The organism is Echinicola shivajiensis (assembly GCF_018642165.1).
Classification (GTDB): Bacteria; Bacteroidota; Bacteroidia; order Cytophagales; family Cyclobacteriaceae; genus Echinicola; species Echinicola shivajiensis.
On the sequence record NZ_JAHHZM010000001.1, the window covers coordinates 274616 to 295279 of the forward strand.

Below are 20664 nucleotides of genomic sequence, written 5' to 3' on the forward strand. Positions count from 1 at the left end.
GCCCCAAATTCTTTTAAGGTTATAAGCTTCTCTATCATTTCTATTTACTCCATTAAGGATCTCGATCTACATACCGCCAGCTCCAGCCTAGGGAATCATTAATTAATATTTTGGCAACTAATTTCTGCAAACAACTCCTATATCTCCTCCATCCCCTTCACAAACTGGATCAATACAAATACCAAGTTATCATTTCCCACTTTCCATCAGTCTCCTTACATCCTCAAAGTCATAAAACATCAATCCCCCTACTTTAGTAAAGGGCAATGTTCCATTAATCCTTAGATTCTGTAAGGTTCCTGGAGATATCCCTAATAAATCACGGACTTCATAAGATTTAAGCCATCGCTTTGTAGGCGTTCCAGATTGCTTTTTGAGGAATTGGTCTAACTCTTGAAAAAATTGCTCCTTAAATTCCATTAAGTCCTGTTTGGTGATAATTTCTATGTCCATAACCTATTTTTTTATTTAATAATATGATTTGAAGTTAAATGGTATCATTTCATAACATTCACAAGTTAGGTAGGACTTGGGGGTGAAGTCCCCCTCCCCCTATTAGACTTTAGTATTAAAAGAGCTTTGCCCTTAGCAATCCCATATCCTGGCTTATTTTTTTCTCAACCACCCTAGCATAAATTTGGGTAGTAGCAATTTTACTATGCCCCAACATCTTACTTACAGTTTCTATTGGGACCCCATTCATCAAAGTAACTGTTGTAGCGAATGTATGTCTGGCTGTGTGGTGGGTAAGGTTCTTTTCTATCCCACATAAATCTGCAATTTCCTTTAAATAACTGTTCATCTTTTGATTGGAAATTGGAGGAAACAAGGTTCCATTAGCCTTAGACCTAGGATCATTTTTATACTTTTCAATTATAAATAATGGTTTAGGAAGCAATGGTAATTTTACCGGCTCATCTGTTTTCTTCCTGCTGGTTATCAGCCATTGCTCTCCATCAATTCCCTTAGCCATGTTTAATCTTTTTAAGTTCATGGAATCAATATAGGAAAGTCCAGTATAGCAACAGAAAACAAACAAGTCACGTACCCAATCCAATCTCTTTATGGAAAATTCTTTATTTTCAATTCGGGAAAGCTCTTCCTGCTCTAAAAAATTTCTTTGTACCTTCTTGAATTTGAATTTATAGTTCAAAAATGGATCTTTTGTAATCCATTCCATCTTGAATGCCAAAGTCATTAATTTCTTTAACCGAATGAGGTGCTTCATCACGCCATTATTGGCTATTGTCCGTCTATTATCCTTTGGCTTAAAAGTCCTTAAATGGTACTCATAATCAGTAATAAACTTATAATTGATTTCAGTGACATCAATATCCTTCCTCTTCCTTTTATTTTCAAGAAATTCTAAAAGATGTTTTTTAGTGGTACGGTAGTTTTTTAATGTCCCCTCTGCCAAAATCCCATGATTTTGAATATTGTGATAATCAATTAACTCCATCAAGGTATGTGTTTCTTCCTCGATTCCCAAAAACTTGTTTTTGACTGATTGGGCAGTAATATTTTTCTTCTCAACAAACAATTCTTGGTAGCTTTCCAGAATCTGAGCCCTAAAGTGTTCCAAAAAACTATTAAAGGTTCTTGACTCTGGGTTATTGCCTTTAACCTTCCCTTTTCCATGGTCCCAAAGACCCCATTCAATTTCCTTCTTGACAGAGATTTCCACTCGCTTTCCATCTACAGTAATTCGGCAATGCACCGGAACCTTCCCTCCTTCCATAGCCTTATTTTTCCTTGTAATAAACTGAATACCAAGTGTTTTAGATCTTTTCATAACAATTTCATTTGGTTTAAAATGGTGCCTTTTGACTAAAAAAGGTCACCAAAACGACTTATTTTCAAGCTCAAAATGGCCCAAAAACACCCAAAATTCGAGATCAGGAACTCAATGACTACCAACAAGTTAAGCTCTAACCAGTGACCTAATATAAAAAATTAATTAGGTCACCGAATAGGTCTCATTTTCTTTGAAATTGTTTGATGTTTTTTAGGGTATAAAAAACAAAAAAGCCTCCAAAACATACGTTTTGAAGGCTTTTGGAGCGATTTACCCCCCTTTTTGTCGGAGTGGCGGGATTCGAACCCACGACCCCTTGCACCCCATGCAAGTACGCTACCGGGCTGCGCTACACTCCGATTCTCTTGTCTTTAATATTGGAGAAAGACACTCCTTTTATCTTCCTATTCCAACCCACAACACTCCCGATCACCATCGGGATACGCTACCAGTCCCGATAACTATCGGGATACACTCCGATTCTCTTGTCTTTACTATTGGAGAAAGACACTCCTTTTATCTTCCTATTCGAACCCGCAACACTCCCGATCACCATCGGGATACACTCCGAATTTTTGACCTTTTTTAATGAAAAAAGATGACTTTTTTCTTCTCTTTCAACTTTCCGGACAGCTTTCTTTGTTTACATTTAGAAGCCGATGCAAATAAAATAGTTTTTCAATAATTATAAAACCAAATTTGATTTAATTCCATGCAAGTTGACTGCGCTCGTCCCAATAATCAGAAACATCAATCGCCATGGACCCTAGTTTTACCAAGTCTTTTCTCAACAACGTAAACCCGTTGGCTTTTAAATTCTCCTTCAATTGCTCAATATTCCCTGCTCCACTAAGAACATAATCAGGTTTGACCAAATCCATACAAAATCGCAATGCCAAAGCATCTATCCCTACCCCATATTCTCTGGAAATAGCAGACAGCACTTGATAATACCCCTTATAGTGTTGATAATGCTCATTTGGAAATATCCTGCCATTAGCCATTCCCTCCTTTATGATCAATAGCTTCCCTTTACTTTTTGCTTTATATAGCATTGGTAGTGTACTTTGCTCAAACAGATTGAAAGTAACCTGAAAACTGTCAAAAAGTTCCTTTCCATCCAACTCAATCCCCATTGCGAATTCCATAATTTTGCTTTGCTCCTTTCCGCTAGTGGTCAAGCCAATTTTCAACCCATACTTATTTTTAATGGCCATCAGCTCTCTATGCACCTCTTTGTTTTCCAGCACTCCAGATTCAAAGGTGGCAGAGTGAATTTGATATATTCCTAATGCTGGCAATAGCTGCTTCGAATAGGCCCATTGTTCTTTTAGTTTTCTCAAAGAATGCTCTTTTACCTCATGCGGGCCATTATAGCCCAATTCCCAATTGGCCTTGTAAGTGTATCCCCATTTGGTGCCCAACACCAAATCTTCATATTTTCTACTTTGATACCAATCCAATAAAAACTCCTCTCCCCTTCCGTATGAAGGCGCAGTATCAAAGTATCGAATTCCCTGTTGATATGCCTCATCGAGGACTTCCATGGTCTTTCTTTGAAAAGCCTCTGCAGATTTATCAATATTTTGATCGGGGCGAATATTAATGTATTCTGGTCTCCCTAAGGATGCTAGCCCTAAGCCTATTTTTGTTTTTGACATTTGAGGATAATATTTAAACCCATTTTTCTCACATTTTCATCCCTTACAAAATTAAAAGTTTAAATGATGATACCATTGAATTCCCAATAAACCGATACCCCTACCAGGTCTTCCTGTCATCTTCAAAAAACTAACAGCCAACCAACTAAGCCCCCACCATGGACAAATTATTTTGTACAAACCGACTTGATTCAGGCTATTAGATTTCACTAATTCTTACGAGCGCATTTTATTTATCGTCTCTTTTCGGATTGCATTCACTATATTTGCTGTTCAAAGTTCTTTACATAATTTCTTCATTTACCATTATAGGTCATCGGCGAAGGTCGATGATAATAGGGAACCGTGTGAAAATCACGGGCTGTCGCGCAACTGTAAGTAACGTGAAAGTTTTTGCCCACTGTATGTCCACTGTCCCGATAGCTATCGGGGTGGGAAGGATGGCAAAAATGTTATAAGCCAGGAGACCTGCCTATTTTGAACTGTCCATTATGGAGGACAGAAATGACAATGCTTTCGCGATTTGAAGCTCCTGTCAAGTACGACTCCTTTTCCTTTCTTCTCCTGGGATCAGTATGCCCAAGGGAAAAGTCCGTCCTATTTTTCAGTTTTGCCTTCCTATTGCCGCATTGCGAAGTTTAGCTAAAGGCTTTTGACAATTATTTATCATGTTAAAAGTTTATCATTATGCTAACGCACAATCTTGGCTATCCGCGAATTGGTAGCAAAAGACAACTAAAAAAGGCCAGTGAGGCCTACTGGAAAGGGAAGATCTCTCTCCATGAACTTCTTCAAACCGGAGCAGACATCCGATTGCAAAACTGGAAGTTGCAGCAGAAAGCGGGCATTGACCTGATCCCTTCAAATGACTTCTCCTTTTATGATCAAGTATTGGATATGTCATTGACCGTCGGGGCAATACCTGAAAGATACCACAATATCGTTACTGACCAAAAACAACCTGAACTGGACCTTTACTTCGCCATGGCCAGAGGATACCAAAATAATGAATTGGATATCATTGCCATGGAAATGACCAAATGGTTTGACACCAATTACCATTACATCGTTCCTGAGTTTAAAAAAGATCAAAAGTTCAAGCTTTTTTCCACCAAGGTGCTTGACGAATTCAAAGAAGCTAAAAGGCTTGGAATCCCTACCAAGCCTGTAATTTTAGGCCCTGTTTCCTATTTGCTCTTGGGCAAGGAAAAGGAGACGGGATTCAATAGAATCTCCCTGATCAAAAACTTGTTGCCTGTTTATCTGGAAATCTTAAAAAAACTGGAAAACTCAGGCGCTACATGGGTACAAATCGATGAGCCCTACTTGGCCATGGACCTCTCTAGCGAGGAAAAAGAAGCCATCCAATATGCTTATAAGGAAATCAAAAAAGCCAGTCCATCGCTCAAAATTTTGATAGCAAGCTATTTTGGTACTTTGGGAGACAATATCAATCTGGCGACCTCCTTACCTGTTTGTGCCTTACATATAGATCTCGTAAGGGCTCCCGAGCAATTGGATAAGATTCTTGAAGTCATTCCTAAAAACATGAGTTTATCATTAGGACTTGTAGATGGCAGGAATATCTGGAAAAACGATTTTGAAAGTTCACTCGAATTGATTGAAAAAGCTTTAAGTGCCAAAGCACCAGAAAGGCTATTAATAGGCCCAAGCTGTTCCCTACTGCACAGTCCATGTGATCTGGAAGGAGAATCCAATGAAATGGACCTGACTGCAGAAATTAAAAACTGGATGGCCTTTGCAAAGCAAAAAGTAAAGGAAATAGTTTATTTGAAGGAGTTGGCATTGAATAAGGAAAATGAGACCAATTTGGCCATTCTATCCGACAATAAGGCCGCTATCCATAGCAAAGCTAAGGCGAGCATTATTCACAATGCTAAGGTAGCAGCTGCATTGGGCTTGCTTGGTCCAGGGCATAGTCAAAGAAAAAGTCAATTTAGGGATCGCCAAAAACTTCAGGAACAGAACCTGAACCTACCCTTATTCCCTACCACTACCATTGGCTCTTTTCCACAAACCAAAGACGTTCGACAATGGCGTGCAAATCTAAAAAAAGGAGTATTGACTCAAAATCAATATGATGAACTTATCAGCGAAGAAACAAAAGCTGCCATCCAGTGGCAGGAAGCTATTGGCTTGGACGTATTGGTGCATGGGGAATTTGAGAGAAATGATATGGTCGAATACTTTGGTGAAAGGCTAGAGGGCTTTGTTTTTACCCAAAACGGATGGGTACAAAGCTACGGTTCTAGATGCGTCAAACCTCCTATTATCTATGGCGACGTCTCAAGGCCCGAGGCCATGACCAAATACTGGACTGCCTTTGCCCAATCCTTAACAGAGAAAAATGTAAAAGGAATGCTGACAGGTCCAGTGACTATTCTGCAATGGTCGTTTGTCAGAAATGACCAGCCACGGTCAGTTACTTGCCAACAAATTGCATTGGCAATTCGTGAAGAAGTCAATGACCTTGAAGATGCTGGGATCAAAATCATTCAAATCGATGAGCCAGCGCTTAGAGAAGGGCTTCCTTTAAGACTTTCTCAATGGGATAATTACTTAAAATGGGCCGTTGAATGTTTCCGAATTGCAGCATCGGGCGTGCAGGACAAAACACAAATACATACCCATATGTGTTATTCTGAATTCAATGATATCATCCAACATATTGCGGCCATGGACGCCGATGTCATCACTATTGAGTGCTCTCGTTCTCAAATGGAATTGTTAGATGCCTTTGCTGAATTCAAGTATCCAAATGAAATCGGACCAGGTGTTTATGACATTCACTCTCCCCGAATCCCTACAGAGGGAGAAATGGTGGAACTTATGGAAAAAGCCAAAGCCGTAATCAGTGACCGGCAATTATGGGTAAACCCTGACTGTGGACTAAAAACCAGGGGCTGGGAAGAAACCAGAGAAGCACTCATTAGAATGGTCCAAGCTGCTAAATCCCTAAGAAAAAAGGCGACAGTAAGCATTTCAAGCTATAATGCCAATGCAATTCAGTAATCTAAATTAAAGCGCTGATTCTTGGCCATGATGTCAAGCTGAAGGAGACCACAAATATAGATTAATTTAAACAATCACTATTCCGGACGAGTTTAATACTTATTCGGAATAGTATTATTTTTCAAGGCATGATTTCAAATAAACAACTAAAATATTCCCATAAAAAGACCCCTTTAAAATGCTGGGACATCTATATCCAAAGTGTTTTTTCTAAGAAACTCCCCAGTTCCTTAGAAAAAGACCAAGCCACACTAGAATATTTTGAAAGTCGATTTAATTGGTCTACTGGTTTGGACATGCTAAAGGAGAGCTATGATGCCCTTGTGCTAACAGACCTTAATGAAAGTATTCTTTGGGTAAACCAAGGTTTTCAAAAAATGACTGGATATGTCCCTCAATTTGCAATAGGCAAAAAGCCTTCTTTTTTACAGGGTGAAGATACTTCTCCCTTGGCATTACGGGACTTCAAAAAAAAATTAGCCGTCGATTCTCCCTTTCGATTAAAACTTATCAACTACAAATTTGATCAATCACCCTATCTTTGTGAAATTCATATTTTTCCTATGAAAAATGAATCAGGCAATACCTCTCATCTCCTCGCACTAGAAACAGAAATATGACAGCACTTGAACTTAAGATCAAAAAAGCCGAAACAAGGATCTTCAAAGCAGTTTTCCCTAACACCATCAATCACTATGACACCCTTTTTGGAGGCACCGCTATGCATCTAATGGATGAAGTAGCCTTTATCACCGCCACTAGGTTCAGCCGTCAGAAAATGGTTACAGTCAGCAGTGACAAAATAGATTTCACAGTCCCTATTCCTGCTGGAACCATTATCGAATTGGTAGGGTCAATAATACACATTGGAAATACCAGCCTTAAAATCCAAGTTGATATTTTTATAGAGCAAATGTATGAGGAAAGCAGGGAAAAGGCTATTAGTGGCACCTTTACATTGGTGGCCATAGATGAGAATAAAAAGCCTACTCCTATTATAAAGGGACATTAAGAAAGAAGCAGGCTCATTACAAGTAAATCCTTCCCCAAGTGTCTACTGGCAAACTATCACTTCTTCTGATAATTATCCAATCTAACCTTGGCAAACGGGTTAGCTATAAAGAGGGCTTTTGAAAAAGCTCTTTTCATCCAATGATAACTTCATTTAAACTTTCTTATCCCAAGGGCCTTCTATTGCAATGGTCAATCCAGCGCCCTGGATATTGACAAAATATATTTTACCATCTGGCGAAAACACACCTCCTGCAAACTCGCTTTCATAACCAACATTAGCTGCGAGCTTATAAAAGCCTCCCTCTGGAGTTATTCCAACCACAAAAGGGTGCGCCCTGTCTTCACAAAGCAACAAATCTCCCCAAGGGGCAATTGCCACATTATCACAGCTTTTTAAAATCTCAGTGTTATTAGGCTCAGCAAACAGTTCTAGCTTTCCTGGTGCTGACTGTTCATTGGGCTTCCCTTCATTTACGCCAGGTGTATACCTAAATACTTGGCCAGCATAAATTTCCCCTCCATTAGTACAGGCAAAGTACAATTCGCCCTGTCCAAACCAAATCCCCTCACCCCTAGCGAAGCAAGCCGCTCCCTTACCTGCACCTTGGTATCTTAAATCATCCTCGGAAGATTCTACATCCACCATATCTATCCACTCCACATCCATCGGTTTATTTAAAGGCATTTTTTCTGTCTCCAAATCTTTCCAGTTTCGCGTATCAAAAGCAGGCTTCCCCTTAATTGCCAGGGCCTGCAGTTTACCACCCCTATGCAATTTTCCAGGAACCTTTGGAATAAATCTATAGAACAATCCATCCCCTCTATCTTCAGTTAAATAAACAATACTGGTTTTAGGGTCAACAGCCACTGCCTCATGATTAAACCTGCCCATTTCCTTAATAGGGACTGCAGCATGCAATACTGGTTTCTCAGTAGCAGGCACCTCAAAAACATAACCATGGTCCTTTTCCAATATTCCATCATAATCTCCTTTTTTGACTGTTGACTCCTCACAGGTCAACCAAGAACCCCAAGGTGTCACTCCTCCTGCACAGTTTCGAACTGTACCTCCCAAACTTAAAAACTGCTTTTCAACCTTTCCGGATGCAGGATTATAAACCATTGTTGTAGTCCCCCCTAATCCAGGGAGAGACCCACAGCCATTTTCATAAATTACCGCTGCATGTTCCGAAGAATAATTTTCATTGGATAAACCAAATGCGCCCTCTTCAAATTCATCAGGACTATTTTCGTGGTTCCTAATGATAATTATTTTGCCATCATTTCCCTGAAAAGTTCCCATTCCATCAGGCCTTCCGGGAGTTATCAGCCCATCTTGCATAGGCTCTCCAGCTCGTGAAATAATAGAATACCTAAAACCTTTTGGTAAGTTCAGGAGATTATTTGGGTCCTTTTCCAGTTCTCCATACCCCACCAGATTATTTGATGAATTCGTTTTACCAAAAGATTGGACACAACTGAATAGCCCCATGAAACCTAGGGTCACCATTCCCGATTGTTTAATAAAATCTCTTCGATCCGTATTTTCTCCTGTCCCCATAAAATGGATATTTTGGTTTTATCAGTTTTAATTTAACTTTTATTTCCGCTTAAAAAAATCTAAATACAATTCAAATATCACATCAAAAGATAGGGAAGAAATTTAATATTGAGATTGCCCTAATTTTATTAAAACATTATGGTTTCCGAAATCTTCTTCTCATTTTAAAAAGAACGTAAAATTCTAGTTTTACTAAACATGTTGAAAAACATGGTTTGATTTCCTCCCCAAAAATCCTGCTTGTCCTGATTTAGAAGAAAATATCAAGCTAATATTCTACCTAAAATAGGATTTTAATTTATTTTTATCCGTAACTTATAATCAAATACCCAGTAAAACACACCCAACCAACCCGCTGAATACTAAATAGTTAAACAAGTAACACATTAAAAACACAAGGGGGTTAATAAAGGACAAGAAAACCATTGAAAAGTAATCCACACCTGAACTTGTCCCCATACATTTTATCATCAGTGGTCCAGTTGAGAAACCTTCGCCCACTACCTTGGTTTTATTGATTTAAGATCAATTTCAATGAAATGAGTGACAAATGAAAAAGGTTAAAATTATTTCTATAGATGGTGGAGGCGTCAGAGGAATTATCCCTGCCATTATTCTTCAGGCTCTAGAGCAAAAGATCCAGCTTAGAACTAAAAACCAGCAATCCAGATTGGTGGATTTTGTTGATTTTATAGCAGGAACAGGTTCTGGAGGATTACTCACATGTGCATTATTGACCCCAAATATTGAACTTTCATCAAAACCTAAATTCAGCGCTAAGGAAGTGGTCGAGTTTTATCTTGAATTTTGTAACAAAGTTTATTCAAAGACACTCTTTCATAAGATTCAAACATTAGGAGGTGTAATTGACGAAAAATACCCTGTAAAAGAACTAGAAACTTTTTTTGATAAAGAGTTTGAGAACAACAAATTAAGTCAATTAATTAAACCCTGTCTTTTTACTGCCTACGACCTTGATCACAGAAGAGCCATTTTTTTTACTCAACACAATGCCAAAATCACTAAAGCCAAGGACTTTTATATCAAAGATGTAGCAAGAGCAGCTTCTGCAACTCCACCATATTTTCAGGTAGCCAACATCAAATCAGAGTTGGGCATTAGCTATCCCTTGATTGATGGAGCTGTTTTTGCCAATAACCCTGCCATGTGTGCATATGCAGAAACACGTAAGATGTACTTTGAAAGCGTAAAACACCCCAGCAGTAAAGACATGTACCTTTTGTCCTTAGGAGCGGGTAAATCCGAACGGCATTTTACCTTTCATGAAGCTAAGAATTTTGGTTCCAGCCAATGGACAAAGCCCTTACTTTCCATAATGATGTCTGGAAATGCTGAAACAGTCTCCCATCAGCTAAAATGGCTTTTCGATTCGGAAAACAACAAAAATGGCTTTCATAGAATTAACCCTGAACTGAATAATGCTTCAAGTAATTTTGATGATTCATACAAGGCCAATTTGGGTGCATTAAGGGAAGCAGCCACCGAATACATATCAAAAAATCAGAACATTCTTAATGAAATTGTTGAGAACTTAGTACCAATAGAAAAGACCCTAGAATAACTAAATTCCAGGGCCTTTCGTGTAATACTGCTTTCTTTGATGTTAAAAAAACATTCCCAAATAAATTCACAAAAACAAAATCCTTATTTACCTGATGGCTTTCAATAATGTAGCCATATAAACCCATTTTTGGTCCCTATAACTCAAGCCTTCTTCCATGGCTGTTAATTGTTCTTCTGAAGCTTCGATGTCCTCATATTCCATGGAATTAAAAAACTGCAAATAATCATCATAGAAATTCAGGGTCATATGTGTATACTCAGCTGCACTTCCCATAGGAACTGCAGTTCTCAAGAACATCCAGCTCCCCATCATACCTGCTGCAATCTTATTTTGATGAAATGGAAGATAAAGATCTGTTTCCACATGCTCATATTCATTGAATCTACCTTCAGCTGCTTTCATAAGGTCAAAAGAGGCCAGCACACCAGGCTTCATTTCAAAATTATCCTTGGTACGTGCTACCAATACCATATAAGCCCTCATTGCCAAATCACGGTTAGCTACCGCATTTTTCACATTCATTTCAATTTCTTGGTCTGACATTTCTGAAGAAAAGGCCCTTTTAGCATAATTAACAAAATTATTGTCTGTCATTCCATTCATCATTTTCACAGGATCGTCATAGTAGGTGATAGTGACATACTGAAAATCTCCCTGATCAGGCCCTGACTGTAATGACCATAAGTCCCATCCTTCCACATCTCCTTGCTTAATGGCTTCAGAATAAATCTTCTCCATAAAACTTTTATTCTCAGAATAATCTACCATTTGTGTGGAAGCAACTTTTATAAATTCAATTACCATATATTGATGGTCTCCCTGAGCAAATGCCCCTTGACAGACGATAAACAAAACTGTGGCGAAATAAAACAACTTTTTCATATCGTAGAAATTATGGGTTTGTAAAACACTCTAAAACACTACTCTAATCAATATAAACAATTATTTGGTATATGTGAAAAATAAAAAAACATAATAAACATTTTTCCACCAACACCACCACTTTAAGGAAATTTATTCTGTTTTATCAAAAATAATAGTCTTTTATTACATTTACTAAAAAATATCTTTCGATTGATTACACAATGAATATTTAGACAAATACTCAACTAAGCAGCCTATGCTATCCTCCTAGAAAGACAACAAACCATAACCATTTGAATTACTTACACTTATAACTAAACCAATTGTTTAACGTTCCCCGATAAATTTTTAGCTAAATATTGTTCCAAGATATAAGTAGTTTCTGAAACTGGTTTTACGGGATCTAAAAAGTCCAAGAAACCAGCATCCTCAATGATCTCATTCTCCTGATTTACAAAGCCATAAGCCTTTAAGACTCCTTCCTCAAACAATATTGCTGCATCTTCTCCAGGAACTCTTCCCTTTTCCTTTATCAAAAGCCTAGAACGCTCTTTCTCCATTTGCTTTAACCAATCTCCAACCCTTTGATTATAGGAAGCTGCACCTTCTTTCCCGCAGCACGCACCTTCGCATTTCCCAACTTTATAATCATAACATTCTGCAGCAGTCTTTTGGATGCCACACAATTTGGGACACAATTGATATAACTCTACTTTTTCCAGCAAATAGGACCAAGCATCATGGTGACTTCTAAAACTTAAAAGAGGTTTGGTAAACCTGTTGGTCTTCGCCACCTGAAATCGCTCAAATCCAGCTCCATCTTGGTACCGATATAAGCCCCAAGAAGTCCCTTTTACCTTTTGAGCCCTATTGAATTTCGGCCAATGTTTTTTAATTTCCAATGCTTCCACCAAAAGGGCCAAAAATTCACTGCCCGTCAGCTGAAAACTCACACTGTGCACCTCTGATTTCATGGCCTGCTTTCCCTTTCCAGCACCAGAAAAATGACCTTTGAACCGACTCCTTATATTGAGGGCCTTACCGACATAGATCACCTTCCCATTTATGTCATGAAAGTAATAAACACCTACTTTTTCAGGCAAAGCCATAAATTGCTCCTTGCTAATATTGGGTGGCAAAAAAGCTTCTCCGGAATTCCTTTTTAAAAGAGAGTCTACCACGCCCTGATCATCTGCCTCGATTAGCATCCCAAACAGCTCAGCTGTAGCCTCAGCATCTCCATATGCTCTATGTCTTGCTTTAATGGAAATCGACTTGGACTCGCATATACTTCCAAGACTATATGACCTCAATCCCGGAAATATCTTTCGACTGAGCCTGACAGTACAAAGTTTCGGCAAATCAAACTCCCTGCCCACACGTTCAAATTCCGCCTTAATAAATTGATAATCAAAATTAACATTGTGCGCAACAAAGATCTTTCCATCCAAAAAGTCATATAGTTCATTCGCGATCTCCTCAAATACTGGTGCATCTGCTACCATCTGCTGATCGATGCCTGTAAGTCCAGTAATATAATTAGGAATCTCACATTCAGGATTGATCAGGGTCTGATAGGTATCCAAAACCTTCTCTCCATCATGTAGAAATGCAGCAATTTCTGTAATGCGGTGCCTTTTCCCATAGCCCCCTGTCGTTTCAATATCTACAATGGCATAAATCATAATAAAATGCTGCTCTATATTTTTTATTATTTGATGTCCAATTTGGCAAATTTGTCATTCATAATAACGATTTTTGACCCAAATTGTCCCAATAAAGAGGCTTGGTAATTTATAAAACTGATATTCATCCATAACCATACCCCATAATCCAATGGAAAGCAAGATCAAAGACTGGCAAGAGCGAATAGAAGAAAACACTCAGGTATTTTTATCCAGTTTCGGAGGCCTAAGCCCCGAGCAATCATCTTATAAACCTGCCCCAGACGTCTGGAGCATTGAGGAGAATATCCAACACCTGATAGTAATCAACCAAAGTTATTTCCCAATTTTTCAAAAGCTGGAAGAAGGTACTTATGAAAAACCCTTTATTGGTAATTTTAGTTTTCTGACAAAATTATTGGGCAATACTATTTTGAAATCAGTATCTCCAGAGAATCCTAAAAAACTTAAAACTATCCCAATTTGGGCTCCGAACAAGTATCCTGATCGAGATGCGGGAGCACTTATGAATAAGTTTGTAGATCACCAAAAGGAATTATCCCAATGGATAGGAAAACTAGGACCCTACCTGGAAAAAGGCCAGATCATCCATTCTCCAGCCAATAAATTAATCGCATACCCGCTATCTACTGCGCTGGAAATCATTGTCATCCATGAAAAAAGGCATTTCAATCAGGCAAAAAAAGTCCTGGACCAAATCAAATAACCCACTTATTCATAGCGAATTGCAATACCACAAGGCGATCATCTCATATTGGCTCAAGACCAGAAAAAACGGTAAAAAGATTACATCCTGATGAAAATTCAATAATTTTAGGGCTTGTAATTAGACCATTCAAATCGAATTTTGATGACTGAGATTAGAAACAATTGGACCAGAGAAGAAATCAAAGCAATTTTTGATTTACCTATTCTAGACCTCATTTATAAAGCAGGAACAGTTCACCGTGAATTTCATGACTCTCAGGAGGTACAAGTATGTACCTTGCTATCCGTGAAAACGGGGGGATGTCCTGAGGACTGTGCTTACTGTCCCCAAGCTGCCAGATATCATACTGATGTTAAAGTCCATAAATTGTTGGAAGTAGAAGAAGTACTACAAAAGGCAGCTGATGCAAAATCAGCAGGTAGTACCCGCTTTTGCATGGGAGCAGCATGGAGAGAAGTTAGAGATAACAGAGACTTTGACAAGGTACTTGAAATGGTAAAAGGAGTAAACACCATGGGAATGGAAGTTTGCTGCACCTTGGGAATGCTATCTGAAGAACAAGCTGCCAAATTAAAGGATGCAGGACTTTATGCCTACAACCACAATCTAGATACAAGCGAGGAACATTATAATGAAATCATTACCACAAGGAATTACGATGATAGATTAGATACCCTGGAAAATGTCAGAAAAGCCGATATCTCGGTTTGTTCTGGAGGAATCATTGGATTGGGAGAAAATCTTGAAGACCGTGTGGGCATGCTTCATACTCTTTCTACTTTACCATCACATCCTGAATCGGTTCCTGTCAACGCATTGGTACCAGTAGAGGGTACTCCGCTTGAAGAACAAGAAAAAGTTTCCGTTTGGGAAATGGTTAGAATGATCGCCACTGCAAGGATTATCATGCCAAAAGCCATGGTGAGACTTTCTGCAGGAAGGGTAAGAATGAATACAGAGGAGCAAGCACTATGCTTCATGGCAGGAGCCAACTCCATCTTTGCTGGGGATAAATTATTAACTACCCCGAACCCAGAGGTAGACATGGACAAGCAATTGTTTCAGACATTAAATCTTAAGCCGCGTAAGGCATTTAAAGATCAAGAAGTAAGCTTATAAAAAAAAGCTCTCTGTTTTCACGGAGAGCTTTTTTTTTTTATGCAGATTGTTTAATATGATTTTCCTTGATAATTCTTCGGAGAATCTTTCCCACATTGGATTTGGGGAGTTCTTTCACAAAATGAATTTCCTTTGGCACTTTATAATTGGTGAGACTTTGCCTACAGAAACTAATCAGCTCCTCAGCCGTCAATGATTCATCATTAGCCACCACATAGGCCACAACTCTTTCAGTTGAATTTTCATCTGGCATGCCTATCACCCCTACCTCATCAACTTTCTCATTTCCTGCAATAACATCTTCCACTTCATTGGGGTACACATTAAATCCAGAAACCAATATCATTTCTTTTTTCCTGTCCACTATTTTCAAAAAGCCATCCTCATCCTGCACAGCAATATCACCGGTTTTCAGCCATTCACCAAGCATGGTATCTGCAGTTTCCTGAGGACGCCTCCAATAGCCTTTCATCACTTGTGGTCCCTTAATGCACAGTTCTCCCTTTTGCCCCAGCGGCACATCATTCCCTTCATCATCTACAATTTTCACTTCTGTATTGGGCAAAGGCATACCTATCGTTCCAATTCGCTCCGTTCCATCAATTGGGTTACAGCAGGCCACGGGAGAGGTTTCTGTCAAGCCGTACCCTTCCGCTAAGGGCACTCCGGTAACTTCGTGCCACCGATCTGCCACATACTTCTGCACAGCCATTCCTCCTCCGACAGCGACCTTCAATCCACTGAAATCAAGGTTCCTAAAAGATTCCTGATTCAGTAAGCCATTAAACAAGGTATTCACACCTGTAAGGACACTAAACTTATTCTTACTTAGTTCCTTACAAAACGCCTTCATATCTCTTGGATTAGTGATCAACAAATTATGCGCACCTATCTTTAACATGGCCAAACAATTCACTGTCAAAGCAAAAATATGATATAAAGGCAATGCCGTGATCACAAACTCTTCATGCTCTTTCAGCTTTGGTTTCATCCAGGCAGATATCTGCTGCATATTCGCAACGATATTCCCATGAGTAAGCTCAGCTCCCTTAGACACACCTGTAGTCCCTCCTGTATACTGAAGATAGGCTATGTCTTCTAAATTAATTTTGACGGGATCTAAGCGTCTTTTAGCTCCATGAGCCATGGCAGATTTGAAGTTTATCTCCTCTGGGACGTGGTACTCAGGAACCATCTTTTTGATATACTTGACCACAAAATTCACTATTCCACCTTTCAGTCCTCCCAAAAGGTCACCTATACTGGTAATGATAATATGTTTGACTTTTAATTCTGGTAAAATTCCTTCCAGATTATGTGCAAAGTTGGATAATATCACCAAAGCAGAAATATCAGCATCTTCAAATTGGTGCTTCATCTCATGGGCAGTATATAAAGGGTTGGTGTTTACCACGATCAAACCTGCTCTCAATGCCCCGAACATTACCACAGGGTATTGAAGCAAATTTGGCATTTGAATGGCTATGCGCTCCCCTTTCTCAAGTTTCAAATCCTGTTGTAAATAAGCCGCAAAATCCCTTGACAGCTTTTCTAACTCAATAAAACTGATTTTTTTGCCCATGCATTCATAAGCAACTGCATCGCCATATTTATTAACACTCTCTTCAAAAAGGCCTATTATACTTTCATATGCCTTGACATCTACTTCTTTGGGCACTGATTCTGGATAGTATTTAAACCACGGAAAATCTTGCATCTTTTTTATTATTTTGGGTAATCAAACAATAGCCTTTTTACTTAAATAAAACACAACAATATAAATCATTTATGATTTTAATAAAAGACAAAACCTACCTTCTAATTATTAAGAATTGATATTTAACCCTTTATTTTAACACTTTTCTGGCAATCAATTCCTTCATTATTTCATTCGTTCCTGCATATATCCGTTGAACCCTTGCATCAGCATAGGCCCGAGCAACTGGATATTCCCACATATAACCATATCCACCATGAAGTTGCACGCATTCATCCGCTACTTCACACTGCAACTCAGTCATCATATATTTGGCTGCAGAGGCCATAGCACTGTCTACTTTCTTGTCAATATGCAACAATACCAGTTGATCACAGTAAATCCTTGCCTGCTCAATCTTTGCAGCCATTTCAGCTAGCTTGAACCGGGTGTTTTGAAACGCTGAAATGGTCCTCCCAAATGCCTCCCTTCCCTTCACATAGTCCACTGTTGATTGAAGCATAAATTCTGCAAGCGCCAATGCAGCCAATGCAACTATCAACCGCTCCTGAGCCAACTCCTTCATAAGGTAGGAAAAACCCTCCCCTTCTTTACCCAAAAGGTTTTCCTTGGGCACCTTAACTTCCTCAAAAAACAACTCACAGGTATCTTGGGCATGAAGTCCTACCTTTTCAAAAGGCTTGCCTTTTGAAAAACCCTCCATATTTGCATCCAGCAAAAAAAGGCTGATCCCCTTTGCTCCCAAACTTAAATCTGTTTTGGCAGCGACCACCACCAGGTCACATAAATAACCGTTAGTAATGAAGGTCTTGGTCCCACTGATTTCATAATGATCTCCCTTATCTATTGCCTTGGCCTTGATATTTTGCAGGTCACTTCCTGCCCCTGGCTCAGTCATCGCAATGGCACCGATATTTTCTCCGCTAATCATCTTTGGAATGTATTTTTCCTTGACTGCCTCAGTGCCATAATGCAACAAATAAGGGAATACTATATCTGAATGTAAGGAATACCCAATGGTAGGACCAGCACATCCGCTCAAGCCTAATTCCTCCGTAAAAATTGCATTAAAGCGAAAATCATCAATGGCCATCCCGCCATATTCACTAGGGGCCTGTAGGCAGAGAAAACCATTTTGCCCCAGCTTGCTCCATGATGCTCTGGAAACCTGCTTATCCCTTTCCCACTGGGCATTATTTGGTGTAATTTCCTTTTTGACAAATTCCCTGATGGATTGCCGGAACAGTTCATGTTCTTCCGTAAAAATGGTTCTTGGTATCTCAAACATATATTTTGGGTTTAACATGGACCAAGGTCTTAACCCTATCCATAAACTCATGTAATATAAAAGTTTACAAGGGCAAAATAAATTTTATCAGACAATTCTATAGGCTATTTTCATTCAATAATCCTCACTCATCCGCATTATTCAAGCATTTAAGTAATACACTAAACCCAAATTGAATTTTAGAAAAGAGATTTATTTCATCAATAAAATATTGATCATACATTTATGGCACAAATTTCGTGTAGCAATTGGAAATTTAATTTTCTATGAAAACTAAACTTTACTTATTAACAATCACCTTCTTATCTCTCAGTTTTCTCGCCTCAGGCCAAACTGACACCACTACAACCTCTCTAGAGCAATCACTCAAAAACAGCTTACTAAAAAACATACAGGTAAAAACGGATTCCTTGGACAATGAACTGGGAACAAAACTCCACGATCTGGACAAGAAGATCCAGATGCTCGATGCATCTTTGAACCAATCAAACAGTGAAGCTCAGAAAATCGAGAAGCTGATTGAAAGGGTTAAATTGATTGAAGATTTCCAACAGGCTGAAAAGGATGCTGAATTAAATATTTACCAAGGGAACTACCAATCAGCTATTATTAACCTGGTCTCCATGGAAAGGGAGCTGCGTCCTTTGATATTGTTCGGTGCTACAAGGGATTTCTTCCAAACATTAAATGCAGTAGGCAACCCCACTACTTATCCTGGATTCAATGATTGGTACAAAGGGTTCCAAACCTTTATTGATAAAAACAAAAAGGAAAGCCCTACTTTATCGGTCGTATCCAATCTTATCAGCCTGACGGGAGACCTTTCTGCCGGCACCCCAATTTTTGGCACCTTTAGCCAAGCCCTCTTTACTGGAATGTCCAGCTACGTAGAAAGCATTGGTACAGGCCGTAGAGACCAGAAACTGCGAGACCAAAGCCAAGAAATGTTTGAATTGGTGACAGAACTCGGTCAATTTACCAACGACAAAAACTTGATAGAAACAGAATGGGAAGCCATCGACACTGAGCTAGAGGAACTTAAAAAGTTATACGAAGAAAATCTCACCAAAAACCTTCAGGTTTTGGGAATTGACAAAAAGGCATTCGAAAGAAGTTATAGTATGGAGAATGATGCCAACCGAAGATATGAATACCTCAATGAATTGACCAATATCATTGCAAACAGGGTGAGACACGAAAAGGAAGCCAATCCTAAAAATTGGAAAAACACCTTTTACAATGAAATGGCAGAAATACAATCCCTAAAAATACGATTTGGAAGCATTACGTTCAGAATCAGTGAAAACATCAACAAGTATAATTCGTTGATTGAGAAATACAAAACAGCCAAGCATATCGGCCCGAAAATCAATGATCTTGAGTCAAAACTCAACAATCTAAAAAGTGCTTTTGACAAAGCCTTTAATCCATTAGAATATATCAATGCGGCCAATAAAATGTATAAGGTCGATTAATCTAATCTGCATGAAGACATCATCAATTTAAACAAAAAAACACGCTAAATCTCTAGCGTGTTTTTTTGTTTAAGGATCATTTCAATCCTCCTTAAGCTTTGTTTTTAACTGCTTTACCCTGTCGGCTATTGTACATTTGCTGATATCAAAATCATCCGTTGTTGCCTTCAAAAAATCGACAATTTCACCTTTATGCGCTTTTACCTTACCATCCTTTAAGCCTACATATTTAAGGGTGGTCCAGAGCAGGTTTTTCAATTCCTTTTTGGAATCATCAATCATATAATACTCTATCACCACGGTATTTTCATTGTGCCACAGCACCCTGCTTCTAATCCGGATCCACTCACCTACCATGGCAGGCCTTACATAAGAGATATTATGGTTATAAACTACCCAGGCGGCCTGGTACTTTTTTATCAGATCATACATTTCCACTCCATACAGCTTTGGAACTTGATCCTCTCGGGCATTGAAATAGTAATCAAAATACTTGGCATTATTAAGGTGCTGTAGCGGATCGCAATCTTGAAAGCGAATTACCGCCCTGCTTTCTGTTTCTTTGGGATAATGCTTATCTGGGTTATATTCAAACATAAAATATTTTGTTAAAAACAGGATTATGAATACCGCTCATGTAGGATCTGCATATGATGTTTAAAATGTCCCGGTATTATATTGAGCAATGCTCTCACACTAATTTCATAACCATTTGCAATTCCCACCCTCGTAAATGCCTCTTCTGGAAGTCCATTCATAAATGAGCGAATAATATATCTGGTAAGCTCAAATTCTTCCAAAAGGTTCACTAATGGCACTTCATTAAAATTGGCGGCCTTAACATAATCTTCCTGTTCCATCCCAGGCAATTCCTGATCATCATTTCTAGCAAAGCACAATGCCCTGAACAACATCACCTTTTCTGTATCATTGATATGGCCAACAACCTCCTTAAGGCTCCATTTACCATCTGCATATCGATAAGTAGCCTTTTCCTCGGACATCCCTTCAAAATACCCTCTTAATTCCTCCACTTGAGAAATCAACAGTTCTGAAATGTCTGCACCACGGACTTTAGAAACATAGGTCTCATAAAAAGGCCCATATTCACCTTCTTGGGGAATTAATAATTCACTCATGTAATTCTCTTTTTATTTA

The 20664-nt window shown here is 38.8% G+C and carries 17 protein-coding genes, 1 tRNA gene and 1 riboswitch; of the genes, 7 read left to right on the forward strand and 11 right to left on the reverse strand.

What is annotated here, in order from left to right; all coding sequences use genetic code 11:
- Positions 1–189: 189 nt before the first annotated feature.
- From KMW37_RS01075 to KMW37_RS01090, 4 genes are all read right to left on the reverse strand, one after another.
- Positions 190–453, reverse strand: a complete 264-nt coding sequence (locus tag KMW37_RS01075) for a helix-turn-helix domain-containing protein (protein WP_215222757.1) — start codon at positions 451–453, stop codon at positions 190–192.
- 115 nt (positions 454–568) lie between these two features.
- Positions 569–1792 (reverse strand): site-specific integrase, encoded by a 1224-nt coding sequence (locus tag KMW37_RS01080; protein WP_215222758.1) that lies wholly within the window; start codon positions 1790–1792, stop codon positions 569–571.
- A 288-nt stretch (positions 1793–2080) separates the two neighbouring features.
- A tRNA-Pro gene (locus KMW37_RS01085) sits at positions 2081–2154 on the reverse strand.
- A 345-nt stretch (positions 2155–2499) separates the two neighbouring features.
- A complete protein-coding gene (locus KMW37_RS01090) occupies positions 2500–3456 on the reverse strand; it encodes an aldo/keto reductase (protein ID WP_215222759.1) in 957 nt (318 codons plus the stop codon).
- A 293-nt stretch (positions 3457–3749) separates the two neighbouring features.
- Positions 3750–3946, forward strand: a riboswitch (cobalamin riboswitch).
- A 197-nt stretch (positions 3947–4143) separates the two neighbouring features.
- On the opposite strand from KMW37_RS01090, the gene metE reads away from it, so the two are divergent.
- The 3 genes from metE to KMW37_RS01105 all read left to right on the forward strand — a co-directional run bounded on the left by metE (position 4144) and on the right by KMW37_RS01105 (position 7501).
- Entirely contained in the window at positions 4144–6489 is a 2346-nt protein-coding gene (gene metE / locus KMW37_RS01095; protein ID WP_215222760.1) for a 5-methyltetrahydropteroyltriglutamate--homocysteine S-methyltransferase, read from the forward strand.
- 128 nt (positions 6490–6617) lie between these two features.
- Positions 6618–7109 (forward strand): PAS domain-containing protein, encoded by a 492-nt coding sequence (locus KMW37_RS01100; protein WP_215222761.1) that lies wholly within the window; start codon positions 6618–6620, stop codon positions 7107–7109.
- The gene (locus KMW37_RS01105; protein WP_215222762.1) at positions 7106–7501 is read left to right on the forward strand and encodes an acyl-CoA thioesterase; all 396 of its coding nucleotides are present in this window, start codon (positions 7106–7108) and stop codon (positions 7499–7501) included. The genes KMW37_RS01100 and KMW37_RS01105 overlap by 4 nt, the downstream gene beginning before the upstream one ends.
- A gap of 153 nt (positions 7502–7654) precedes the next feature.
- Here KMW37_RS01105 and KMW37_RS01110 read toward each other — a convergent pair whose 3' ends face one another.
- Positions 7655–9064, reverse strand: coding sequence for an alkaline phosphatase PhoX (locus tag KMW37_RS01110; protein ID WP_215222763.1), 1410 nt, complete (start codon positions 9062–9064; stop codon positions 7655–7657).
- A gap of 550 nt (positions 9065–9614) precedes the next feature.
- Between KMW37_RS01110 and KMW37_RS01115 the strand changes: the two genes are divergently transcribed.
- The gene (locus KMW37_RS01115) at positions 9615–10646 is read left to right on the forward strand and encodes a patatin-like phospholipase family protein (protein WP_215222764.1); all 1032 of its coding nucleotides are present in this window, start codon (positions 9615–9617) and stop codon (positions 10644–10646) included.
- 87 nt (positions 10647–10733) lie between these two features.
- Here KMW37_RS01115 and KMW37_RS01120 read toward each other — a convergent pair whose 3' ends face one another.
- Complete coding sequence (locus KMW37_RS01120; protein WP_246581277.1) at positions 10734–11531, reverse strand: hypothetical protein; 798 nt, start codon at positions 11529–11531, stop codon at positions 10734–10736.
- Positions 11532–11827: 296 nt separating this feature from the next.
- Entirely contained in the window at positions 11828–13198 is a 1371-nt protein-coding gene (locus tag KMW37_RS01125; protein WP_215222765.1) for an exonuclease domain-containing protein, read from the reverse strand.
- 151 nt (positions 13199–13349) lie between these two features.
- Here KMW37_RS01125 and KMW37_RS01130 point away from each other — a divergent pair, with 151 nt between their 5' ends.
- Both KMW37_RS01130 and bioB read left to right on the forward strand, forming a co-directional pair.
- Positions 13350–13904, forward strand: a complete 555-nt coding sequence (locus tag KMW37_RS01130; RefSeq protein ID WP_215222766.1) for a DinB family protein — start codon at positions 13350–13352, stop codon at positions 13902–13904.
- 144 nt (positions 13905–14048) lie between these two features.
- The gene (gene bioB / locus KMW37_RS01135; protein ID WP_215222767.1) at positions 14049–15026 is read left to right on the forward strand and encodes a biotin synthase BioB; all 978 of its coding nucleotides are present in this window, start codon (positions 14049–14051) and stop codon (positions 15024–15026) included.
- 37 nt (positions 15027–15063) lie between these two features.
- Here bioB and KMW37_RS01140 read toward each other — a convergent pair whose 3' ends face one another.
- The gene (locus tag KMW37_RS01140) at positions 15064–16743 is read right to left on the reverse strand and encodes an AMP-binding protein (RefSeq protein WP_215222768.1); all 1680 of its coding nucleotides are present in this window, start codon (positions 16741–16743) and stop codon (positions 15064–15066) included.
- 130 nt (positions 16744–16873) lie between these two features.
- Complete coding sequence (locus KMW37_RS01145; RefSeq protein WP_215222769.1) at positions 16874–18031, reverse strand: acyl-CoA dehydrogenase family protein; 1158 nt, start codon at positions 18029–18031, stop codon at positions 16874–16876.
- A gap of 266 nt (positions 18032–18297) precedes the next feature.
- Between KMW37_RS01145 and KMW37_RS01150 the strand changes: the two genes are divergently transcribed.
- The gene (locus tag KMW37_RS01150; RefSeq protein WP_215222770.1) at positions 18298–19506 is read left to right on the forward strand and encodes a patatin-like phospholipase domain-containing protein; all 1209 of its coding nucleotides are present in this window, start codon (positions 18298–18300) and stop codon (positions 19504–19506) included.
- Between the two features lie 81 nt (positions 19507–19587).
- On the opposite strand, the gene KMW37_RS01155 is transcribed toward KMW37_RS01150, so the two are convergent.
- Both KMW37_RS01155 and KMW37_RS01160 read right to left on the reverse strand, forming a co-directional pair.
- Entirely contained in the window at positions 19588–20103 is a 516-nt protein-coding gene (locus tag KMW37_RS01155; protein ID WP_215222771.1) for an acyl-CoA thioesterase, read from the reverse strand.
- A 23-nt stretch (positions 20104–20126) separates the two neighbouring features.
- Positions 20127–20645 (reverse strand): DinB family protein, encoded by a 519-nt coding sequence (locus tag KMW37_RS01160; RefSeq protein WP_215222772.1) that lies wholly within the window; start codon positions 20643–20645, stop codon positions 20127–20129.
- Positions 20646–20664: the final 19 nt, after the last annotated feature.

Bases quoted from the DNA above. Each gene is read 5' to 3' on its own strand.
- KMW37_RS01075 (WP_215222757.1), bottom strand. From the start codon at position 453: ATGGACATAGAAATTATCACCAAACAGGACTTAATGGAATTTAAGGAG.
- KMW37_RS01080 (WP_215222758.1), bottom strand. From the start codon at position 1,792: ATGAAAAGATCTAAAACACTTGGTATTCAGTTTATTACAAGGAAAAAT.
- KMW37_RS01090 (WP_215222759.1), bottom strand. From the start codon at position 3,456: ATGTCAAAAACAAAAATAGGCTTAGGGCTAGCATCCTTAGGGAGACCA.
- metE (WP_215222760.1), top strand. From the start codon at position 4,144: ATGCTAACGCACAATCTTGGCTATCCGCGAATTGGTAGCAAAAGACAA.
- KMW37_RS01100 (WP_215222761.1), top strand. From the start codon at position 6,618: ATGATTTCAAATAAACAACTAAAATATTCCCATAAAAAGACCCCTTTA.
- KMW37_RS01105 (WP_215222762.1), top strand. From the start codon at position 7,106: ATGACAGCACTTGAACTTAAGATCAAAAAAGCCGAAACAAGGATCTTC.
- KMW37_RS01110 (WP_215222763.1), bottom strand. From the start codon at position 9,064: ATGGGGACAGGAGAAAATACGGATCGAAGAGATTTTATTAAACAATCG.
- KMW37_RS01115 (WP_215222764.1), top strand. From the start codon at position 9,615: ATGAAAAAGGTTAAAATTATTTCTATAGATGGTGGAGGCGTCAGAGGA.
- KMW37_RS01120 (WP_246581277.1), bottom strand. From the start codon at position 11,531: ATGAAAAAGTTGTTTTATTTCGCCACAGTTTTGTTTATCGTCTGTCAA.
- KMW37_RS01125 (WP_215222765.1), bottom strand. From the start codon at position 13,198: ATGATTTATGCCATTGTAGATATTGAAACGACAGGGGGCTATGGGAAA.
- KMW37_RS01130 (WP_215222766.1), top strand. From the start codon at position 13,350: ATGGAAAGCAAGATCAAAGACTGGCAAGAGCGAATAGAAGAAAACACT.
- bioB (WP_215222767.1), top strand. From the start codon at position 14,049: ATGACTGAGATTAGAAACAATTGGACCAGAGAAGAAATCAAAGCAATT.
- KMW37_RS01140 (WP_215222768.1), bottom strand. From the start codon at position 16,743: ATGCAAGATTTTCCGTGGTTTAAATACTATCCAGAATCAGTGCCCAAA.
- KMW37_RS01145 (WP_215222769.1), bottom strand. From the start codon at position 18,031: ATGTTTGAGATACCAAGAACCATTTTTACGGAAGAACATGAACTGTTC.
- KMW37_RS01150 (WP_215222770.1), top strand. From the start codon at position 18,298: ATGAAAACTAAACTTTACTTATTAACAATCACCTTCTTATCTCTCAGT.
- KMW37_RS01155 (WP_215222771.1), bottom strand. From the start codon at position 20,103: ATGTTTGAATATAACCCAGATAAGCATTATCCCAAAGAAACAGAAAGC.
- KMW37_RS01160 (WP_215222772.1), bottom strand. From the start codon at position 20,645: ATGAGTGAATTATTAATTCCCCAAGAAGGTGAATATGGGCCTTTTTAT.